At 73.9% G+C, this 19687-nt stretch carries 21 protein-coding genes; 17 read left to right on the plus strand and 4 right to left on the minus strand.

Annotation, left to right across the window (positions count from 1 at the left end):
* Position 1 precedes the first annotated feature (1 nt).
* The 7 genes from pyrF to AWC30_RS02035 all read left to right on the plus strand — a co-directional run bounded on the left by pyrF (position 2) and on the right by AWC30_RS02035 (position 5523).
* Positions 2 to 817, plus strand: coding sequence for an orotidine-5'-phosphate decarboxylase (gene pyrF, locus AWC30_RS02005; protein WP_085108128.1), 816 nt, complete (start codon positions 2 to 4; stop codon positions 815 to 817).
* Between the two features lie 491 nt (positions 818 to 1308).
* The gene (gene mihF, locus AWC30_RS02010; protein ID WP_085108131.1) at positions 1309 to 1626 is read left to right on the plus strand and encodes an integration host factor, actinobacterial type; all 318 of its coding nucleotides are present in this window, start codon (positions 1309 to 1311) and stop codon (positions 1624 to 1626) included.
* 4 nt (positions 1627 to 1630) lie between these two features.
* A complete protein-coding gene (gene gmk / locus AWC30_RS02015; RefSeq protein WP_085108622.1) occupies positions 1631 to 2263 on the plus strand; it encodes a guanylate kinase in 633 nt (210 codons plus the stop codon).
* An 82-nt stretch (positions 2264 to 2345) separates the two neighbouring features.
* Entirely contained in the window at positions 2346 to 2651 is a 306-nt protein-coding gene (gene rpoZ, locus AWC30_RS02020) for a DNA-directed RNA polymerase subunit omega (protein ID WP_085108134.1), read from the plus strand.
* 14 nt (positions 2652 to 2665) lie between these two features.
* Complete coding sequence (gene coaBC / locus AWC30_RS02025; RefSeq protein ID WP_085108137.1) at positions 2666 to 3916, plus strand: bifunctional phosphopantothenoylcysteine decarboxylase/phosphopantothenate--cysteine ligase CoaBC; 1251 nt, start codon at positions 2666 to 2668, stop codon at positions 3914 to 3916.
* A gap of 98 nt (positions 3917 to 4014) precedes the next feature.
* Positions 4015 to 5217 (plus strand): methionine adenosyltransferase, encoded by a 1203-nt coding sequence (gene metK, locus AWC30_RS02030; RefSeq protein WP_109561884.1) that lies wholly within the window; start codon positions 4015 to 4017, stop codon positions 5215 to 5217.
* A 54-nt stretch (positions 5218 to 5271) separates the two neighbouring features.
* Complete coding sequence (locus AWC30_RS02035) at positions 5272 to 5523, plus strand: hypothetical protein (RefSeq protein ID WP_085108143.1); 252 nt, start codon at positions 5272 to 5274, stop codon at positions 5521 to 5523.
* 4 nt (positions 5524 to 5527) lie between these two features.
* On the opposite strand, the gene AWC30_RS02040 is transcribed toward AWC30_RS02035, so the two are convergent.
* A complete protein-coding gene (locus AWC30_RS02040) occupies positions 5528 to 6469 on the minus strand; it encodes an esterase LipI (RefSeq protein WP_085108147.1) in 942 nt (313 codons plus the stop codon).
* Between AWC30_RS02040 and AWC30_RS02045 the strand changes: the two genes are divergently transcribed.
* Genes AWC30_RS02045 through ribD form a run of 6 tightly spaced genes read left to right on the plus strand, consistent with a single transcriptional unit; the run spans position 6468 to position 13247 of the window.
* A complete protein-coding gene (locus AWC30_RS02045; RefSeq protein WP_109561885.1) occupies positions 6468 to 7193 on the plus strand; it encodes a lysoplasmalogenase in 726 nt (241 codons plus the stop codon). The genes AWC30_RS02040 and AWC30_RS02045 overlap by 2 nt on opposite strands.
* Before the next feature lie 53 nt (positions 7194 to 7246).
* Complete coding sequence (locus AWC30_RS02050) at positions 7247 to 9190, plus strand: primosomal protein N' (RefSeq protein WP_085108624.1); 1944 nt, start codon at positions 7247 to 7249, stop codon at positions 9188 to 9190.
* A 28-nt stretch (positions 9191 to 9218) separates the two neighbouring features.
* Entirely contained in the window at positions 9219 to 10151 is a 933-nt protein-coding gene (fmt, locus tag AWC30_RS02055; RefSeq protein WP_085108154.1) for a methionyl-tRNA formyltransferase, read from the plus strand.
* Entirely contained in the window at positions 10148 to 11518 is a 1371-nt protein-coding gene (locus AWC30_RS02060) for an RsmB/NOP family class I SAM-dependent RNA methyltransferase (protein ID WP_085108157.1), read from the plus strand. The genes fmt and AWC30_RS02060 overlap by 4 nt, the downstream gene beginning before the upstream one ends.
* A 5-nt stretch (positions 11519 to 11523) precedes the next feature.
* Positions 11524 to 12213: a ribulose-phosphate 3-epimerase gene (rpe, locus tag AWC30_RS02065; protein ID WP_085108160.1), complete on the plus strand. Its 690-nt coding sequence runs from the start codon at positions 11524 to 11526 to the stop codon at positions 12211 to 12213.
* Positions 12210 to 13247: a bifunctional diaminohydroxyphosphoribosylaminopyrimidine deaminase/5-amino-6-(5-phosphoribosylamino)uracil reductase RibD gene (ribD, locus tag AWC30_RS02070; RefSeq protein ID WP_207568381.1), complete on the plus strand. Its 1038-nt coding sequence runs from the start codon at positions 12210 to 12212 to the stop codon at positions 13245 to 13247. Before rpe ends, ribD begins: the two co-directional genes overlap by 4 nt.
* 1 nt (position 13248) lies before the next feature.
* Here the strand turns inward: ribD and AWC30_RS18155 are convergent, their stop codons facing one another.
* The 3 genes from AWC30_RS18155 to AWC30_RS02085 all read right to left on the minus strand — a co-directional run bounded on the left by AWC30_RS18155 (position 13249) and on the right by AWC30_RS02085 (position 16664).
* Positions 13249 to 14292, minus strand: coding sequence for a YVTN family beta-propeller repeat protein (locus tag AWC30_RS18155; protein WP_165756411.1), 1044 nt, complete (start codon positions 14290 to 14292; stop codon positions 13249 to 13251).
* A gap of 75 nt (positions 14293 to 14367) precedes the next feature.
* On the minus strand, positions 14368 to 15930 hold the full coding sequence (locus AWC30_RS02080; protein WP_085108166.1) for an MFS transporter: 1563 nt from the start codon (positions 15928 to 15930) through the stop codon (positions 14368 to 14370).
* A complete protein-coding gene (locus AWC30_RS02085; protein WP_085108169.1) occupies positions 15930 to 16664 on the minus strand; it encodes an LppX_LprAFG lipoprotein in 735 nt (244 codons plus the stop codon). Before AWC30_RS02085 ends, AWC30_RS02080 begins: the two co-directional genes overlap by 1 nt.
* 95 nt (positions 16665 to 16759) lie before the next feature.
* Here AWC30_RS02085 and AWC30_RS02090 point away from each other — a divergent pair, with 95 nt between their 5' ends.
* The 4 genes from AWC30_RS02090 (at position 16760) to AWC30_RS02105 (ending at position 19667) form a co-directional block, all read left to right on the plus strand.
* Positions 16760 to 17371, plus strand: a complete 612-nt coding sequence (locus AWC30_RS02090) for a riboflavin synthase (protein WP_085108171.1) — start codon at positions 16760 to 16762, stop codon at positions 17369 to 17371.
* Positions 17372 to 17458: 87 nt separating this feature from the next.
* Entirely contained in the window at positions 17459 to 18727 is a 1269-nt protein-coding gene (locus tag AWC30_RS02095) for a bifunctional 3,4-dihydroxy-2-butanone-4-phosphate synthase/GTP cyclohydrolase II (RefSeq protein ID WP_085108174.1), read from the plus strand.
* Entirely contained in the window at positions 18724 to 19206 is a 483-nt protein-coding gene (gene ribH, locus AWC30_RS02100) for a 6,7-dimethyl-8-ribityllumazine synthase (protein ID WP_085108177.1), read from the plus strand. Before AWC30_RS02095 ends, ribH begins: the two co-directional genes overlap by 4 nt.
* Positions 19203 to 19667, plus strand: coding sequence for a PH domain-containing protein (locus tag AWC30_RS02105; RefSeq protein ID WP_085108180.1), 465 nt, complete (start codon positions 19203 to 19205; stop codon positions 19665 to 19667). The genes ribH and AWC30_RS02105 overlap by 4 nt, the downstream gene beginning before the upstream one ends.
* The last annotated feature ends 20 nt before the right edge of the window (positions 19668 to 19687 follow it).

A 19687-nucleotide genomic window follows, 5' to 3' on the forward strand; every position in this document is an offset into this window, starting at 1 on the left:
GGTGGCCGGGTTCGGGGCGCGGCTGGCCGCGGCGACACGGGCCCGCGGCCCGCTGTGCCTGGGCATCGACCCGCACCCGGAACTGCTGGCCGCCTGGGGCCTGCCCGCCGACCCCGACGGGCTGGCCCGGTTCAGTGAGATCTGCGTGGCCGCCTACGCCGGGTTCGCGGTGGTCAAACCGCAGGTGGCGTTCTTCGAGGCGTACGGCGCCGCCGGCTACGCGGTGCTCGAGGACACCATCGCCGGGCTGCGGGCCGCCGGGGTGCTGGTGCTCGCCGACGCCAAACGCGGCGACATCGGCTCCACCATGGCCGCCTACGCCGCCGCCTGGGCCGGGGATTCGCCGCTGGCCGCCGACGCCGTGACCGCCAGCCCGTACCTGGGGTTCGGGTCGCTGCAGCCGTTGCTGGACGTCGCCGCGGCCCACGACCGCGGGGTCTTCGTGCTGGCCGCCACCTCCAACCCGCAGGGGGCACAGATACAGCGGGCCGTCGCGGACGGGGCGACGGTGGCGCAGCGCATCGTGGATGCCGCGGCCGCCGCCAACCAGGCCGCAGGCGCCGGCGACGTCGGGGTGGTCGTCGGGGCCACCGTCGCCGAACCGCCCGATGTCAGCGCCCTGGGCGGCCCGGTGCTGGTGCCCGGGGTGGGGGCCCAGGGCGGCCGCATCGACGCCCTGCGCGGGCTGGGCGGTGCGCCGCCGGGCCGGCTGCTGCCCGCGGTGTCACGGGAGGTGCTCGGCGCCGGCCCGGACGTCGCGGCGGTGCGCGCGGCGGGGGAGCGGCTGCGTGACGCGGCCGCCCGGCACCTCGACTGACCGTCGGGCCGACCTCAACCGCCCCGTCCGTATCAGCTGCCACGGCGGTGACGACGCCGGTGACCTGCGGCGATCGGGTTCGGCGGCGGCCGGGTCCGCGACCCGCCGAACCCGACACGCGCGACACGCCAAGCGGCGTGGAAGCGAGATTTTTTTCACCTTTTCCGCGTCCCGTGCCGGCGCCGGCCAGGCGGGGCAAACCCGGCCTTTTCCGGACCGGACGTCAAACAGACTGGCGCGCAACGACGTTGCTGCCCGGCGGCGGCGGTCGCCGGACGCGACGGCCGCCAGTGCGGGACCGGCGGGCACCCGGTCGCAGGCTCGGGCGGCACCGCCGCGGACGGACCGGCGCACCGGGCGGCGTGGGGGTGGGGTTAGATTTCGTCGGTAGGCGTGGGTACGGTCGTCGTCGCTGGCGGATGTACCCCTGAACCAGCACAAATCGATCGGTAGCCGAGAGCGGCTACGCGTGATCATGAGACGGAGGAATCGTGGCCCTTCCCCAGTTGACCGACGAGCAGCGTGCGGCAGCGTTGCAGAAGGCTGCCGAGGCGCGCCGGGCGCGAGCGGAGCTGAAGGACCGGCTCAAGCGCGGCGGCACCAACCTCAAGCAGGTGCTCAAGGACGCCGAGACCAACGAGGTCCTGGGCAAGATGAAGGTCTCCGCGCTGCTCGAGGCACTGCCGAAGGTGGGCAAGGTCAAGGCGCAGGAGATCATGACCGAGCTGGAGATCGCTCCCACCCGCCGCCTGCGCGGCCTGGGTGACCGGCAGCGCAAGGCGCTGCTGGAGAAGTTCGACTTCTCCTAGACCGCTGGCAGCCAACGCCGACGAGGGGCCGGACGGCGCACACCACCGGCGGCCGGGGTCATCCGGCGCCGGCCGGGTGGTGGTGCTGTCCGGCCCGTCTGCCGTCGGGAAGACCACCGTCGTGGCGCTGCTGCGCCGGCTGATCCCCGACCTGCACTTCAGCGTCTCCGCCACCACCCGGGCCCCGCGGCCCGGCGAGGTCGACGGGGTGGACTACCACTTCGTCACCCCGGAGGCCTTCCAGCGCCTCATCGACGAGGGGGCGCTGCTGGAGTGGGCCGAGATCCACGGCGGTCTGCACCGGTCCGGCACGCCGGCCGCGCCGGTCCGGGCCGCCGCCCGGGCCGGGCACCCGGTGCTCATCGAGGTCGACCTGGCCGGTGCCCGCGCGGTCAAACAGGCGCTGCCCGACGCGGTCAGCGTCTTCCTGGCGCCGCCGGACTGGGCCACACTGGAGTCGCGGTTGACCGGCCGCGGCACCGAGACCGCGCAGGTGATCGCCCGGCGGCTGGCCACCGCCCGCGCCGAACTGGCCGCCCAGGACGAGTTCGACACGGTCGTGATCAACGACCGATTGGAGAACGCGGGCAAGAAATTGGTATCGTTGCTGGTGGGAACGGCACCGGACCCGAACTGACGTCCGGCCGACACCCTCCGGGGGCCGGGCCCACCGAGCCCACCGAGCACCCCGACCCCAACAACCCCGGGAGACAATCCACGTGAGCACCTCGCAAGCCGAGACCCCGCAGGCCGACGCCCACGCGAGCTACGAGTCCTACGACAACCCGCTGGGCATCACCAACCCGCCCATCGACGAGCTGCTCGAGCGCGCGTCGAGCAAGTACGCGCTGGTGATCTACGCGGCCAAACGAGCCCGGCAGATCAACGACTACTACAACCAGCTCGGCGACGGGATCCTGGAGTACGTCGGCCCGCTGGTCGAGCCCGGCCTGCACGAGAAGCCGCTGTCGATCGCGCTGCGCGAGATCCACTCCGACCTGCTCGAGCACACCGAAGGCGAATAGCCGGGATTCGGGCGATGGACGGCAAGCGGATCGTCGTCGGCGTCTCCGGGGGAATCGCCGCCTACAAGGCCTGCACGGTCGTCCGTCAACTCGTCGAGGCGGGCCACCACGTCCGTGTCGCACCGACGGCGGCGGCGTTGCGGTTCGTCGGCGCGGCCACCTTCGAGGCGCTCTCCGGCCAGCCGGTGCACACCGGCGTGTTCGACGACGTCCCCCAGGTCCCCCATGTGGCGATCGGGCAGGGCGCCGACCTGGTGGTGGTGGCGCCGGCCACCGCCGACCTGCTGGCCCGGGCCGTCGGAGGCCGGGCCGACGACCTGCTGACCGCCACCCTGCTCACCGCGCGATGTCCGGTGCTGTTCGCCCCGGCCATGCACACCGAGATGTGGCTGCACCCGGCCACCCAGGACAACGTCGCGACCCTGCGCCGGCGCGGCGCGGTGGTCCTGGAACCCGCCTCCGGCCGGCTCACCGGCGCCGACAGCGGCGCCGGGCGGCTGCCCGAGGCCGAGGAGATCACCACCTTCGCCCAGCTGCTGCTCGACCGCCACGACGCGCTGCCCTACGACCTGGCCGGGGTGCGGATGCTGGTGACCGCGGGCGGCACCCGGGAGGCCATCGACCCGGTCCGGTTCATCGGCAACCGCAGCTCGGGCAAGCAGGGCTACGCGGTGGCCCGGGTGGCCGCGCAGCGCGGTGCGCAGGTCACCCTGATCGCCGGGCACACCGCCGGGTTGATCGACCCGGCCGGCGTCCAGGTGGTGCGGGTCAGCTCCGCCCAGCAACTGCAGGACGCGGTCTCCAAACACGCCCCCGACACCGACGTGCTGGTGATGGCCGCCGCCGTCGCCGACTTCCGCCCGGCGCAGGTGTCGGCCGCCAAGATCAAGAAGAACACCGAGATCGAATCCCAGGCGCCCACCATCACCCTGGTGCGCAACGACGACGTGCTGGCCGGGGCGGTGCGCGCCCGCGCCGACGGTCAACTGCCCGACATGCGCGCCATCGTCGGGTTCGCCGCCGAGACCGGCGACGACCAGGGCGACGTCCTCTTCCACGCCCGGGCCAAACTGCGGCGCAAGGGCTGTGACCTGTTGGTGGTCAACGCGGTCGGGGAGGGGCGGGCCTTCGAGGTCGACCACAACGACGGCTGGCTGTTGTCCGCCGACGGCGCCGAGGCGGCGCTGGAACCCGCGTCCAAAACGGTGATGGCGAGCCGTATCGTGGACGCCGTCGCCGCGTTCCTGCGCGGACCGGCCGACTAGAACACCCCGGCACCGACCGGACCGGCCGGCCGCCGCGGCGATACCATTTGGCGAGCTAAGTTTTTTCGAGGTCCGGGAAGGATGCCATTGTGAGTGAGATGGGGCGGCTGTTCACCAGCGAATCGGTGACCGAGGGGCATCCGGACAAGGTCTGTGACGCGATCAGCGACTCGGTGCTCGACGCGCTGATCAGCCAGGACCCCGCCTCCCGCGTCGCGGTCGAGACCCTGGTCACCACCGGTCAGGTGCACGTCGCCGGGGAGGTCACCACCACCGCCAAAGAGGCCTTCGCCGACATCACCGACATCGTCCGCCAACGCATCCTCGACATCGGCTACGACTCCTCCGAGACCGGCTTCGACGGGACCACCTGCGGGGTCAACATCGCGATCGGCCGGCAGTCCCCGGACATCGCCCAGGGCGTCAACACCGCACACGAGGCCCGGGTGGAGGCCGCCACCGACCCGCTCGACGCCCAGGGCGCCGGTGACCAGGGTCTGATGTTCGGCTACGCGATCACCGACACCCCCGAGATGATGCCGCTGCCGATCGCGCTGGCCCACCGACTATCCCGCCGGCTCACCGAGGTCCGCAAGACCGGCGTGCTGGACTACCTGCGCCCCGACGGCAAGACGCAGGTCACCGTCCAGTACGACGGCAGCACCCCGGTGCGGCTGGACACCGTGGTGCTCTCCACCCAGCACGCCGAGGGGGTGGACCTCGACGCCACCCTCGCGCCGGACATCCGTGAGCAGGTGGTCAACACTGTGCTCGGGGAGTTGCAGCACTCCACCATGGACACCTCCGATTACCGGCTGCTGATCAACCCGACCGGGAAGTTCGTCCTCGGCGGCCCGATGGGCGACGCCGGGCTGACCGGCCGCAAGATCATCGTCGACACCTACGGCGGATGGGCCCGCCACGGTGGCGGGGCGTTCTCCGGCAAGGACCCGTCCAAGGTGGACCGCTCGGCGGCCTACGCGATGCGCTGGGTGGCCAAGAACGTCGTCGCCGCCGGCCTGGCCGAACGGATCGAGGTGCAGGTGGCCTACGCCATCGGCAAGGCCGCCCCGGTCGGGCTGTTCGTGGAGACGTTCGGCACCGAGACCGTAGACCCGGTGAAGATCGAGAAGGCCATCGGCGACGTCTTCGACCTGCGGCCCGGCGCCATCATCCGGGAACTGGACCTGCTGCGGCCGATCTACGCCCAGACCGCCGCCTACGGGCACTTCGGGCGCACCGACATCGACCTGCCCTGGGAGCAGCTGAACAAGGTCGACGAGCTCAAACGCGCCATCTGAGTCCGCGCGCATCGCTGCGCCGAGCCCGCCGGCGGCGCCGGTAGATTGCCCGGTGTGGTGCTCACCGTCGTCAAGGTCGCGGTCACGGTCTACCTGCTGCTCGCGCTCGGCTACCTCACGGTGGTGGCGGTGCGCCGGGTGCGCGCCCGCGGCCTGCCGGAACTGCCGCCCTATCCCGGCGCGGAGGCCTACCTGAAGGCGATGTTCGGGCCGCGGCCGCCGACCCCGCTGCCGGAGTGGGCGCACCGCAGTGCCGCCGACCCGCCCGACGAGGACGAGGGCCGGGACAGCCCGCCGCCGCGGTGACGGGTCAGTGCAGCGCCGCCCGCAGTGCCGCCAGCCCGCGCTCGGTGGCCTCGGTGGCCGCAGGGACCACCCCGGCGTAGCCCAGATAGCCGTGCACCAGGGTGGCGGCGTTGTCGGTCTGCACCGGCACCCCGGCAGCCGCCAACAGCTCCGCGTAGTGCAGCCCGTCGTCGCGCAGCGGGTCGTGCCCGGCCACCGCGATGTAGGCCGGCGGCAGACCGGCCAGGTTCGGTGCGCGCGCCGGGGCCATCGTGGCCGGCGGGTTGCGCAGGTCGACGTCGGGCCCGGCATACCAGCGGGTGAATGCCGCCAGCGCCGCCCGGTCCATCACCGGGGCGTCGGCGTTCTCGGTGAACGACGGCAACGACGTGTCATAGGTGGTACCGGGGTACCACAACAGTTGGAAGGCGATCGGCGGGCCACCGGCGTCACGGGCCCGCTGCGCCACCACCGCCGCCAGCGTCCCGCCCGCCGAGTCCCCGGCCACCGCCAGCCGGCCCGGGTCGGCGCCCAGCTCGCCGGCGTGCGCGGCCGCCCATTCGGTGGCCGCCCAGACGTCCTCCACCGCCGCCGGGTGCGGATGCTCGGGCGCCAGCCGGTAGTCCACCGACACCACCACCGCGCCGGCACCCACCGCGTGCTCGCGGGCGGTCCCGTCGTGGGTGTCCAGATCCCCGATCGCGAACCCGCCGCCGTGGAAGAACATCACCACCGGCGGCGTCCCGCCGGGCTGCTCGGGCGGCCGGTAGATGCGCACCGGCAGCGGCCCGGCCGGACCGTCGATGACCCGATCCTGCACCCGCAGGTCGGGATGCACCGGGCGGCGGCGCAGGTCACGGAACCGCTGCCGCGCGGCGGCCACCCCACCGTCGGCGGTCAACCGGAACGGCACCGCGTCCAGTACCTTCTGCAAGATGGCGTCGACATCGGCTCGCGGTGCGGACATGGCAACACCATACGGAGGCCTGCGGATCCGGCTGTGGGGGAGTGCCGCGCTCGCCGCGGCCGGCTACGGGGCGTTCCTCGTCGCAACCGCGCTGCGGCTACCCGCGGGCGCCGAGTTGACCGGGCAGTTCCCCGGACAGCCCTGGGTCAAGGCAGCGATGGCGCTGCTGCTCGCCGCCGCCGCGGCCACCCACCCCCGGGCCCGGGAGCGGCGCTGGCTGCTCGCCGCGCTGCTGTTCTGCGCCGCCGGCGACGGGCTGCTCGCCATCCCGTGGTGGCCACCGTCGTTCGTCGGCGGTCTCGGCGCGTTCCTGCTCGGTCACCTGTGCTACCTGGTGGTGCTGGTGCCGCTGGCCGCCCCGAGCCGGCCCCGGCTCGCCGCGGCGGCGCTGCTGGCGGCCGCCTCGACGGCGCTGCTCATCGCGTTCTGGCCGCACCTGGGCGCCGACGGGCTGACCGTCCCGGTGACCGTCTATGTGGCGGTGCTGGCGGCGATGGCGATCGCTGCGGTGCTGGCCGGGTTGCCCACGCTCTGGACCGCCGCGGGCGCGGTGCTGTTCACCGTGTCCGACTCGATGATCGGCATCGACCGGTTCCTGCTGGGTTCGGAGGCGCTCGCGCTGCCGGTCTGGTGGTGCTACGCGGCGGCGCAGTTGGCGATCACCGCCGGCCTGCTGTTCGGCCGCCCGGCGCTGTCGGCACCGCCTGGTAGACCGACGGGGTGAGCGCCAAGGTTCACCGGGCCGCCGAGCACGAGCCGATCGCCCGGGTGCTGCCGATGCTCTCGGTGCCGCATCTGGACCGGGAGTTCGACTACCTGGTCGGCGCGGAGCAGTCCGATGACGCCCAACCCGGGGTACGGGTGCGGGTCCGCTTCCACGGCCGGCTGGTCGACGGGTTCGTGCTCGAGCGTCGCACCGACACCGACCACACCGGCCGCCTCGCCCGCCTCGAACGGGTCGTCTCACCCGAACCGGTGCTCACCGCCGAGGTCCGCCGGCTGGTCGAGGCGGTCGCCGCCCGCTACGCGGGCACCCGCCCCGACGTGCTGCGGCTGGCCGTGCCGCCGCGGCACGCCCGCGTGGAGAAGGACCCGGCTGCCGAGTTGGCGCTGCCGCTGATCGCCCCGGTCGACCCGGCCGGCTGGGCCCGCTACGAGGGTGGCTCGGGATTCCTCGGCGCGCTGGGGGAGGCCCGCGCCGCCCGCGCGGTCTGGCAGGCGCTGCCCGGCGAGGACTGGCCGGCCCGATTCGCCGAGGCCGCCGCCCAGACCGTGCGCGCCGGGCGCTCGGTGCTCGCCGTGGTGCCCGATCAGCGCGACATCGACGCGCTGTGGGCGGCCGCAGGCGCCCACTTCGACGACTCGGCGATGGTGGCGCTGTCGGCGGGACTGGGCCCCGCCGCCCGCTACCGGCGCTGGCTGGCGGTGCTGCGCGGCGGTGCCCGGCTGGTGATCGGCACCCGCAGTGCGGTGTTCGCCCCGGTGCGCGACCTGGGCCTGGTGCTGGTCTGGGACGACGGCGACGACTCCCTGGCCGAGCCGCGCGCCCCCTACCCGCACGCCCGGGAGGTGGCGATGCTGCGCGCCCACCAGGTGCGCTGCGCCGCCGTGCTCGGCGGGTACGCCCGCACCGCCGAAGCCCAGGCCCTGGTGAGCGGCGGCTGGGCGCACGACCTGGTCGCCGCCCGCGCGGTGCTGCGCGAACACACCCCCCGGGTGGTGGCCTCCGACGACGGTGGCCACGCCGATGACCGCGATCCGGCGGCCCGCACCGCCCGGCTGCCGCTGCGGGCGCTGCACGCCGCCCGCGCGGCCCTGCAGGCCGGCGCGCCCGTGCTGGTCCAGGTGCCCCGGCGCGGCTACCTGCCCGCCCTGGCCTGCGCCCGCTGCCGCACCGTCGCCCGCTGCAGGCACTGCACCGGCCCGCTGGCCCTGCCCGACCGCGGCGCCGGCGCCGTCTGCCGCTGGTGCGGCCGCGCGGACACCGCGCTGCGCTGCGCCCGCTGCGGCTCCGACGCGGTGCGCGCCGTCGTCATCGGGGCCCGGCGCACCGCCGAGGAATTGGGCCGCGCCTTCCCGGAGACCACCGTGATCACCTCCGCCGGCGACACCGTCGTCACGACCGTCCCTGCCGGGCCCGCCCTGGTCATCGCCACCCCCGGCGCCGAACCGCGGGCCCCGGACGGCTACGGCGCGGCCCTGCTGCTGGACACCTGGGCGCTGCTGGGCCGACAGGACCTGCGCGCTGCCGAGGACGCGCTGCGCCGCTGGCTGGGGGCGGCGGCGCTGGTGCGCCCGCACGCCCGCGGCGGGGCCGTGGTGGTGGTCGCCGAATCCTCGATCCCCACCGTGCAGGCCCTGATCCGGTGGGACCCGGTCGGGCACGCCGAGGCCGAGCTGGCCGCCCGCGCCGAGGTGGGCCTGCCGCCGAGCGCCCACATGGCCGCCGTGGACGGCAGCGCCGAGGCGGTCGCGGCGTTGCTCGCCGGCACCGACCTGCCCACCGAGGCCGAGCTGCTGGGACCGGTGGACCTGCCGCCGGGGGCGCGGCGCCCGGCCGGCACCCCCGCCGATGCGACCGTCATCCGGATGCTGGTCCGGGTGCCCCGCGAGCAGGGCCTGACCGTCGCCGCGGCGCTGCGCCGCGGGGTTGCGGTGGCCTCTGCCCACCAGGGCGGCGAACCCACCCGGGTGCAGATCGATCCGCTGCACATCGGGTAGCCGGTCCGCCGCCCCCTAGACTGACGCGGTGCGTCTCGTCTTCGCCGGCACCCCCGAACCCGCGCTGCCCGCGCTGCGCCGGCTGCTGGACTCCCCGCGCCACGAGGTGATCGCGGTGCTCACCCGGCCCGACGCGGCCGCCGGCCGGCGCGGCCGTCCCGCCCCCTCACCGGTGGCCCGGCTGGCCGCCGAGCACGGCATCCCGGTGCTGCGCCCCGAGCGGCCCAACAGCGCCGAGTTCGTCGCCGAACTGGCCGCGCTGCAACCGGACTGCTGCCCGGTGGTCGCCTACGGCGCACTGCTGGGCGAGCCGCTGCTGGCGGTCCCCGCCCGCGGCTGGATCAACCTGCACTTCTCCCTGCTGCCGGCCTGGCGCGGCGCCGCCCCGGTACAGGCCGCGCTGGCCGCCGGGGACCCGATCACCGGGGCCACCACCTTCCGCATCGAACCGGCGCTGGACTCCGGGCCGGTCTACGGGGTGGTCACCGAGACGATCCGGCCCGCCGACACCGCCGCCGACCTGCTGGCGCGGCTCGCCGACTCCGGAGCGCAGCTGCTGGAAGCCACCCTCGACGGGGTCGCCGACGGCACCCTGACCGCGGTGCCGCAACCGGCCGACGGGGTGAGCTACGCCCCGAAGATCACCGTCGACTCCGCCCGGGTGCGCTGGAGCGACCCCGCCGCGTCGGTCGAACGCCACATCCGCGCGGTCACTCCCAGCCCGGGCGCCTGGACCATGCTCGGCGAACAGCGGATCAAACTGGGCCCGGTCCGGCCCGACACCGACCCGCCTGCGCCGCTGGAGCCCGGCCAGCTGCACGTGGGCCGGCGCGACGTGTGGATCGGCACCGGCACCGACCCGGTGCTACTCGACGAGATCCAGCCGCCCGGAAAGAAATTCATGAACGCCGCCGACTGGGCGCGCGGCGCCCGCCCGGACCCGCGGGTGCGCGCCTCATGACCCGGCCCCGCCGACCCCGGCCCCGCCGCACCCCGCTGGATCCCGCGCGGCGCGCCGCGTTCGACGTGCTGCGCGCGGTCAGCGAACAGGACGCCTACGCGAACCTGGCGCTGCCCGCACTGCTGCGCCAACGCGACATCACCGGCCGTGACGCCGCGTTCGCCACCGAGCTGACCTACGGCACCTGCCGCACCCGCGGCCTGCTGGACGCGATCATCGGTGCGGCCGCCGGCCGCGCACCCGAAGCCATCGACCCGGTGCTGCTGGATCTGCTGCGCCTCGGCGCCTACCAGCTGCTGCGCACCCGGGTGGAGAACCACGCAGCGGTCTCCACCACCGTCGAACAGGCCGGCATCGAATTCGACTCGGCGAGGGCCGGATTCGTCAACGCCGTACTCCGTCGCATCGATGGCCGCGACGAGGCGTCCTGGGTGGCCGAACTGGCGCCGGATCCGGCCCGCGACCCGATCGGTCACGCCGCCTTCGTCCGGGCCCACCCGCGCTGGATCGCCCAGGCGTTCGCCGACGCGCTCGGGGCCGACGCAGGCGAACTCGACGCCGCGCTGGCCGCCGACGATGAGCGTCCGCGGGTGCACCTGGCCGCCCGCCCCGGCGTGCTCACCGCCGAACAGCTCGCCGCCGAGGTCGACGGCGAGGTCGGCCGGTACTCGCCGCACGCGGTCTACCTGCCCGCCGGGGACCCCGGCCGGCTGGCCGCGGTGCGCGAGGACCGCGCCCTGGTGCAGGACGAGGGCAGCCAACTGGTGGCCCGGGCGCTGGCCGGTGCGCCGGTCACCGGCGACACCGGACGCTGGCTGGACCTGTGCGCCGGCCCCGGCGGCAAGACCGCCCTGCTGGCCGCGTTGGGCGCCGCCGACGGCGCCCACGTCACCGCGGTGGAACCGGTGCCGCGCCGCGCCGCGATGGTCGAGGAGAACACCGCCGGGCTGCCGGTGCGGGTGCACACCGTCGACGGCCGCGACTCCGGTCTGGAGCCCGGCTTCGACCGGGTGCTCGTCGACGCGCCCTGCACCGGCCTGGGCGCGCTGCGGCGCCGCCCGGAGGCGCGGTGGCGACGCAGCCCCGCCGACATCCCCGCCCTCACCGGGCTGCAACGCGAACTGCTGGCCGCCGCGATCGGGCTGACCCGGCCGGGCGGGGTGGTGCTCTACGCGACCTGCTCACCACACCTGGCCGAGACCGCCGGGGTGGTCGCCGACGCGCTGCGGCGCCACCCGGTGCGCGCCCTGGACGCCCGGGCGCTGTTCGCCCCCGCAGACCGGCTCGGGCCCGGGCCGTACGTGCAGCTGTGGCCGCACCGGCACGGCACCGACGCCATGTTCGCCGCAGCGCTGCAAGTAGTCTGAACGCCATGTCCGACACCGCGGGCCGACCGCTGATCGCCCCCTCGATCCTCTCCGCCGACTTCGCCCGGCTGGCCGACGAGGTCGCCGCCGTGGCCGGCTCGGACTGGCTGCACGTCGACGTGATGGACAACCACTTCGTGCCGAACCTGACCATCGGGCTGCCGGTGGTGGAGAGCCTGCTGGCGGTCACCGACATCCCGATGGACTGCCACCTGATGATCGAGGACCCGGGCCGCTGGGCGCCGCCGTACGCCGAGGCCGGCGCCCACAACGTCACCTTCCACGCCGAGGCCACCGACGACCCCGTCGCGGTGGCCCGCGACATCCGGGCGGCCGGGGCGAAGGCCGGTTTGGGCATCAAACCCGGCACCGCGCTGGAGCCCTACTTGGAGATCCTGCGCGACTTCGACACCCTGCTGGTGATGTCGGTCGAGCCCGGCTTCGGCGGGCAGGCCTTCATCCCCGAGGTGCTCGACAAGGTGCGCACCATGCGCAAACTCGTCGACTCCGGTGAGCTGACCATCCTCATCGAGATCGACGGCGGCATCAACGCCGACACCATCGAGGCCGCCGCCGAGGCGGGCGTGGACTGCTTCGTCGCCGGCTCCGCGGTCTACGGCACCGCCGACCCGGCGGCCACCGTCGAGGCGCTGCGGCGGCAGGCCGCGGCGGTCTCCCCGCACCGGCATCGATGAGCGCCGCCGTGCCGCTGACCGTCGAGGCGGCGATGCGACTGGCCGTCGAGGAATCGCAGCGGGCCAAGGGCGCCACCTACCCGAACCCGCCGGTCGGGGCGGTGGTCCTGGACCGCGACGGCCGGTTGGCCGGTACGGGCCGGACCGAACCGGTCGGCGGCGCCCACGCCGAGGTGGTGGCCCTGCGGCAGGCCGGTCCCCGTGCCGCGGGCGGCACCGTGGTGGTCACCCTCGAGCCCTGCAACCACCACGGCCGCACCCCGCCGTGCGCGGACGCCTTGATGGAGGCGGGGATAGCCGCCGTGGTCTACGCGGTGTCCGACCCCAACCCGATCGCCGCGGACGGTGCGAAGCACCTCGCGGCCGCCGGCGTCGACGTCACCGGCGGGGTGCTGGCCGAGGCGGTCGCGGCCGGACCACTGCGCGAATGGCTGCACCGGCAGCGCACCGGGCGCCCGCACGTGACCTGGAAGTTCGCCGCCAGCATCGACGGGCGCAGCGCCGCCGCCGACGGCACCAGCCGATGGATCACCGGCGAGGAGGCCCGCGCCGACGTGCACCGGCGCCGCGCCGCGGCCGACGCCATCGTGGCCGGCACCGGCACCGTCTTCGCCGACGACCCGGCCCTGACCGCCCGGCGCCCGGACGGCACCCTGGCCGAGCATCAGCCGCTGCGGGTGGTGGTCGGCCGGCGGGAGGTGTCCAGCGACGCCCGGGTGCTCAACGACGACTCCCGCACCATGCTGATCCGCACCCGCGATCCGGCCGAGGTGCTGCAGGCGCTGGCCGACCGCACCGATGTGCTGCTGGAGGGCGGGCCCACGCTGGCCGGGGCGTTCCTGCGCGCCGGCCTGGTCGACCGCATCCTGGCCTACCTGGCGCCGGCGCTGCTCGGCGGGCCGATCGTGGCCGTCGACGACGTCGGGGTGCCCACGATCGGGCGGGCGCTGCGCTGGCGCTACGACGAGGTGCAGACGATCGGGTCCGATCTGCTGGCGAGCCTGGTGCCCGCGGACCCACCCGCAAACGGATGAGTCACCGGGGCAGCACCGACACCGTCCCGTCGGCGTTGTTGGCGACGTAGAGGGTGTCGGTGGCCGGATCGACGGCCACGCTCCACGGCCGTCCGCCGGCGGGAAGGGTGGCGGTCACGGTGTAGGTGGTGGTGTCGATGACCGAGACGGTGCCGTCCTCGCCGTTGGCGACGTAGACGGTGTCGCTCTCCGGATCGGCGGCCACCGCGCGGGGCATGCCGCCGACGGTGACGGTCGCGGTGACGGCCGTGCTGGCGGTGTCGATGACCGAGACGGTGCCGTCGCCGAAGTTGGCGACGTAGACGGCGCCGGTACGCGGGTCGAAGTCCAGCGGCCCCGGGTTCATGCCCACCGGAACGGTGGCGGTGGTCGCGCCGGTCGCGGTGTCGAGGACCGACACGGATTGCTCGACGAAGTTGGTGGCGTAGGCGGTGGCGGCGGCGACGTCGACGGTCACCGCGCCCAGCGGCCCGCGGTCGGTCCGCCAGGTGGCGGTGACGGTGTCGGTGCCGGCGCTGATAACCGAGACGGTGCCGTCGTCGAGGTTGGCGACGTAGACGGTGTCCGGCCGGTCGACGACGACCGTGCTCGGGGTTGCGCCGACGTCGATGGTGGTCCGGACGGTGTTGGTGGCGGTGTCGATGACCGACACGGTGCCGTCGTCGCTGTTGGCGACGTAGACGGTCCCGGCGGCGGGATTGACGTCCACGGCGAAGGGCCGGTCGCCGACGGCGATGGTGGCGGTGACGGTGCCGGTGGTGGTGTCGATGACCGAGACCGTGTCGTCGTCGCTGTTGGCGACGTACGCGACTTTGTTAGCGGCGTCGACGGCCACCGCGGTCGGGGCGGCACCGACGGTGATGAGGTGCGGCGCCGCGGCCGGGTGCGCACCGCTCACGGCGTTGTCCGAGGTGCGCCGCTGGTAGGCGATCACCGCGAGCGCGGCGGCGAGCAGCAGCGTCGCCGTGACGAGGACGGCCAGGATCCGCCGTCGCTGCGGGTGCGGCGGCGCGGCCGGCGGGTACGGCGGCGGTTCGGGACCCAACACCGCTCCCTTCGCTGTGCGGGGCCGGGGCGCGCTGACCGCACCCGCCCCGAATCCGACCGGGTGCGATGAACCCTAACCCGCTGTCGAGGACCCTTCGCGCACCAGATCCTCCTGGCCGGGCTGGGCCGACACCGGCTCGGTCGACGCCGACCGTCCGGCGATGAACAGCCCGAGCACGGCACCGGCCACGCAGATCAACGCGGTGATCCCGAACATCTCGCCGTACTGCAGCGCGAACGCCAGCCGGTAGTTGTCCGCCTCGGCGGCGAGCTTCTGGGCCAGGGTGTCGCCCTCGGCGGCAGGCAGGCCGCCCAGGATCTGGTTGAACCGGTACATGCCCCACGCCGACAGCGCGGCCATCCCGATCAGCATCCCGGTCATCCGGGCCACCACCACCCCTGCCGAGGCGATCCCGTGCTGCGCCGAGGGCACCACCCGCAGAGTGGCCGAGGTCAGCGGACCGATCACCAGCCCCAGCCCCAGCCCGGCCAGGCTCAGGTCGGTGTCGAGTGCCGGCAGCCGCACCACGCCCAGGTCGTGCTGGTAGGACAGCAGGTCCACCGGCCACTTCGAGATCAGCCAGTAGCCGCCTGCGGCGATCAGCAGCCCGACGAAGGTGACGGCGCGGTCGCCGACCCGCGTGGCGATGAACCCACCGGCCAACGCCCCGATCGGCAACGCGATCAGGAAGCGCAGCAGCAGGCCGGCGGCCTCGTTCTGGCTCATCGACAACACACCCTGACCGAACAGTTCCACGTCGACCAGCGTCACCATCAGCGCAGCACCGGCGCACAGCGAGGCGCCCAGCGCGGCCAGGAACGGGCCGAACCGCACCCCGGCGGGGTCGATCAGCCGGGTGCGGGCGAAGTACTCCCAGCCGAAGAACGCCACCCCGGCGACCAGCGCGCCGAGCAGCACCGGCGGTCCCCAGTCCGGCAGCGCCTGGGTGCCGTCGGGCTCCGGGTTGTACAACCCGATCACCGTCAGGCCCAGCGCCACCGCGAGCAGCAGTCCGCCGACCACGTCGACCCGCTCCGGCGGACCCTCCTGGGGGTTCTTCGACGGCAGGCTGAAATGGATCATGATCATCGCCACCGCGGTGAGCGGCAGGTTGATCCAGAACACGTCGCGCCAGTCGCGCAGCAGCCACACGATGAAGATCCCGTACAGCGGGCCGAGCACGCTGCCCAGCTCCTGCCCGGCGCTGATCACTCCGAGCACCCCGGCCCGGTTGCGTTCGGCCCACAGGTCGGCGCCGAGCGCCAGGGTGACCGGCAGTAGCGCACCGGAGGCCACGCCCTGGATGGTCCGGCCGGCCACCAGGGTGGCCAGGTCGGTGGAGAGCGCGGTGATCACCGAGCCGATCGCGAACGCGGCCAGGCTGGTCTGCAACAGCCGTTTGCGACCGAACCGGTCGGAGGCCCGGCCCAGCAGCGGCATCGCCGCGACGTAGCCGAGCAGGTACCCGGTGATGATCGGGGTGACCTGCTGGATCTTGTTGATCGGGATGCCCACGCCCGCCGGGGGCGGGGCCATGATGTCGCGCATGATGGTGACCACGACATAGGTGTCGAGGGCACCGAGCAGGACGGCGAGGCTGCCAGCGCCGATCGCTATCCCACGGTTAGCGCGCATCACACCGCCGGTTTCTCAACGGTGACCGGCGCGTCCCAGTCCGACAGCGTCATCTGCACGGTGTTGCCGCTGCTCGGCTCCAGCTGGGCCTGCACCAGCTGGTGCGGGTCGTCGGCCTGGATCCAGGCGGTCGCCGGCATCGGGGCGGTCGCGTCCAGCTGCGGGGCCAGCTTGTTCACCGCGTCGGCGCTGACCTCACCGGTGACCTGCACGGTGTCGACCCCGTTGATGGTCTCGTGCTTCTCGGACTTGGCGTCGGTGAAGTTGGCCAGCACGTTGGCCAGGCCGGTGTCGGGGTTCAAGATCATCGACGGGTCGTAGATGTCGGCGGCCGAGCCCCAGTCCGACCAGCGCTTCCCGGACATGGACGCGTAGAGGGTCCCGTCGAGGACCACGAAGTCGGCGTCGACCTCCTGCCCGAAGGCGACGATCGTGGCCTTGCCCTTGGCCGCGGTCTGCGGCTTGGCGGTCAGATCCCCGCTGAGGGTCTTGATCGGCAGGGCCTCGATCTCCCCGTTCACCGACAGCTCCAGGTGCACGCTGGTCAGCGCGGCGGTGGTGGTGTGGGCCTGGTCGAGCAGGGTGGTCGCGTCGGGCAGGTCGGCGGTGGCGGTGCCGGAGTCCTTCGAGGAGGAGCACCCGGCGACCAGCCCGGCGGTCAGGGCGGCGGTGGCCAGCAGAACGGTGGGAAGACCGGTCGGACGGCCGGCGGTACGGCGAAGGCGTTTCAGCATGGGGGCAATGGTAGAGGGTGCCTGCGGACCCGCGCGCCACCAACACCGCCGCCCGGCCGCCGCTGCCGGGCCCGGCACGCGGCTAGCCTGGGACGATGTTCACCGGAATCGTCGAGGAACTCGGGGAGGTGCTCGGCTGCGAAGAGCTGGCCGACTCCGCCCGACTGACCATCCACGGCCCGCGGGTCACCGCCGACACCGGCCACGGCGACTCGATCGCGGTCAACGGGGTGTGCCTCACCGTCGCCGAGATCGGCGCCGCCGGCCGGTTCACCGCCGATGTGATGGCCGAGACGCTGCGCCGGTCCAGCCTGGGCGCGCTGCGGCCGGGCAGCCGGGTCAACCTGGAGCGCGCGGTCGCGGTCGGCGGGCGGCTGGGCGGACACATCGTGCAGGGCCACGTCGACGGCACCGGGCAGATCCTGGTCCGCACCCCGACACCGCACTGGGAGGTGGTGCGCATCGCGCTGCCCGCCGCGCTGGCCCGCTACGTGGTGGAGAAGGGCTCGATCACCGTCGACGGGATCTCGCTGACCGTCTCGGCGGTGGGCGCCGACACCGGCGCGGACTGGTTCGAGGTGTCGCTGATCCCCACCACCAGGGCGGCGACCACCCTGGGCGCCGCGGCGGTGGGCACCACCGTCAACCTGGAGGTCGACGTGGTGGCCAAATACGTGGAGCGGCTGCTGGGACGTCCCGCACCGTAGCCGCCGCCCGCCGGTGGTCCATACTGAACAGACCATCACCGGCAGCTACCGGCCGGTAACCTTCGATCGGGACGGGACGAGGCGACAATGACGAGGTTCGACTCCGTCGAACGGGCGGTTGCCGATATCGCCGCCGGAAAACCTGTCGTGGTCATCGACGACGAGGACCGGGAGAACGAAGGCGACCTGATCTTCGCCGCCGAGAAGGCCACCCCCGAACTGGTGGCGTTCATGGTGCGCTACACCTCCGGCTACCTGTGCGTGCCGCTGGACGGCGCCATCTGCGATCGGCTCGGGCTGCTCCCGATGTACGCGGTCAACCAGGACAAACACGGCACCGCCTACACCGTGACCGTCGACGCCAAGCACAACATCGGCACCGGCATCTCCGCGTCGGACCGGGCCACCACGATGCGGCTGCTGGGCGACCCGGCCAGCGTCGCCGACGACTTCACCCGGCCCGGCCACGTGGTGCCGCTGCGCGCCAAGGACGGCGGCGTGCTGCGCCGCCCGGGCCACACCGAGGCCGCGGTGGACCTGGCCCGGATGGCGGGGCTGCACCCGGCCGGCGCGATCTGCGAGATCGTCAGCCAGAAGGACGAGGGCGCGATGGCCCAGACCGACGAGCTGCGGATCTTCGCCGACGAGCACCAGCTGGCCCTGATCACCATCGCCGACCTCATCGAGTGGCGCCGCAAGCACGAGAAGCACGTCGAACGGGTCGCCGAGGCCCGCATCCCCACCCGCTACGGGGAGTTCCGCGCGGTGGGCTACGCCAGCATCTACGAGGACATCGAGCACGTGGCGCTGGTGCGCGGCGAGATCGCCGGGCCGCACAACGACGGCAGTGACGTGCTGGTGCGGGTGCACTCGGAATGCCTGACCGGCGACGTGTTCGGCTCCCAGCGCTGCGACTGCGGCCCGCAACTGGACGCGGCGCTGGCGATGGTGGCCCGGGAGGGCCGCGGCGTGGTGCTCTACATGCGCGGCCACGAGGGCCGCGGCATCGGCCTCATGCACAAACTGCAGGCCTACCAGCTGCAGGACGCCGGTGACGACACCGTCGACGCCAACCTCAAGCTCGGCCTGCCCGCCGACGCCCGGGACTACGGCACCGGCGCCCAGATCCTCGTCGACCTCGGGGTCCGCTCGATGCGGCTGCTGACCAACAACCCCGCCAAGCGGGTCGGCCTGGACGGCTACGGGCTGCACATCCTCGAACGGGTGCCGCTGCCGGTGCGCGCCAACGCCGAAAACATTCGGTACCTGCGTACCAAACGGGACCGCATGGGCCACGAGCTCACCGGCCTCGACGACGAGCCGCGGCTGCCCGGCGAACTGGGGGACGCCCGGTGAGCGGTGGCGCCGGGGTGCCCGACCTGCCCGCACTCGACGCCGCCGGGCTGCGGCTGGCGATCGTGGCCAGCACCTGGCACGCCCGCATCTGCGACGCCCTGCTGGCCGGCGCGCGCACCGTCGCCGCCGACGCCGGCATCGCCGAACCGTCCGTCACCCGGGTGCTCGGGGCCATCGAGATCCCGGTGGTCGCCCAGGAACTGGCCCGCTCCCACGACGCGGTCGTCGCCCTCGGGGTGGTCATCCGCGGCGAAACCCCGCACTTCGACTACGTCTGCGACGCGGTCACCCAGGGCCTGACCCGGGTGTCGCTGGACGCCGCGGTCCCGGTGGCCAACGGGGTGCTCACCACCGAGACCGAACGGCAGGCGCTGGACCGCGCCGGGCTGCCCGACTCCGCCGAGGACAAGGGTGCTCAGGCCGCCGCGGCCGCCCTGAGCACCGCCCTGACCTTGCGCGCGTTGCGCGCCGCGCCGTGACCGCCGCCGACGGCGACTGGGACGCCGAGATCCGGCCGCACCGGGTGAAGCTGTTCGTCTACACCGCGGCGATCCTCATCGCCGGGGTGCACATCGCGGTGAGCCTGCTGCTGACCATCGGCTCCACCGGCGTGCTGTTCCGCACCTACGACCAGTTCGCGGTCGCCACGATCGGGCTGATCATCGCCGGGTTCGTGCTGCTGTTCGGCCGGCCGCGGCTGCGGGTGGGCGCCGCCGGGCTGTCGGTGCGCAACGTCTTCGGCGACAAACTGGTGCCGTGGAGCGCGGTCACCGGCGTCACCTTCCCCGCCCATGCCCGCTGGGCCCGGGTGGACCTGCCCGACGACGAATACATCCCGCTGATGGCGATCCAGGCCATCGACGGCGACCGCGCCGTCGCGGCCATGGACACGGTGCGTGAACTGCTGGCCCGCTACCGGCCGGACGCGGCCGCCGCCTGACCGCCGAACGCTAGCCTTGG

Origin of the sequence: Mycolicibacillus trivialis (assembly GCF_002102395.1) — a bacterium.
Classification (GTDB): domain Bacteria; phylum Actinomycetota; class Actinomycetes; order Mycobacteriales; family Mycobacteriaceae; genus Mycobacterium; species Mycobacterium triviale.

Bases quoted from the DNA above. Each gene is read 5' to 3' on its own strand.
- coaBC (WP_085108137.1), top strand. From the start codon at position 2,666: ATGGACGGCAAGCGGATCGTCGTCGGCGTCTCCGGGGGAATCGCCGCC.
- metK (WP_109561884.1), top strand. From the start codon at position 4,015: ATGGGGCGGCTGTTCACCAGCGAATCGGTGACCGAGGGGCATCCGGAC.
- AWC30_RS02045 (WP_109561885.1), top strand. From the start codon at position 6,468: ATGGCAACACCATACGGAGGCCTGCGGATCCGGCTGTGGGGGAGTGCC.
- AWC30_RS02040 (WP_085108147.1), bottom strand. From the start codon at position 6,469: ATGTCCGCACCGCGAGCCGATGTCGACGCCATCTTGCAGAAGGTACTG.
- AWC30_RS02050 (WP_085108624.1), top strand. From the start codon at position 7,247: ATGCTCTCGGTGCCGCATCTGGACCGGGAGTTCGACTACCTGGTCGGC.
- AWC30_RS02060 (WP_085108157.1), top strand. From the start codon at position 10,148: ATGACCCGGCCCCGCCGACCCCGGCCCCGCCGCACCCCGCTGGATCCC.
- rpe (WP_085108160.1), top strand. From the start codon at position 11,524: ATGTCCGACACCGCGGGCCGACCGCTGATCGCCCCCTCGATCCTCTCC.
- ribD (WP_207568381.1), top strand. From the start codon at position 12,210: ATGAGCGCCGCCGTGCCGCTGACCGTCGAGGCGGCGATGCGACTGGCC.
- AWC30_RS02080 (WP_085108166.1), bottom strand. From the start codon at position 15,930: ATGCGCGCTAACCGTGGGATAGCGATCGGCGCTGGCAGCCTCGCCGTC.
- AWC30_RS02085 (WP_085108169.1), bottom strand. From the start codon at position 16,664: ATGCTGAAACGCCTTCGCCGTACCGCCGGCCGTCCGACCGGTCTTCCC.
- AWC30_RS02090 (WP_085108171.1), top strand. From the start codon at position 16,760: ATGTTCACCGGAATCGTCGAGGAACTCGGGGAGGTGCTCGGCTGCGAA.
- AWC30_RS02095 (WP_085108174.1), top strand. From the start codon at position 17,459: ATGACGAGGTTCGACTCCGTCGAACGGGCGGTTGCCGATATCGCCGCC.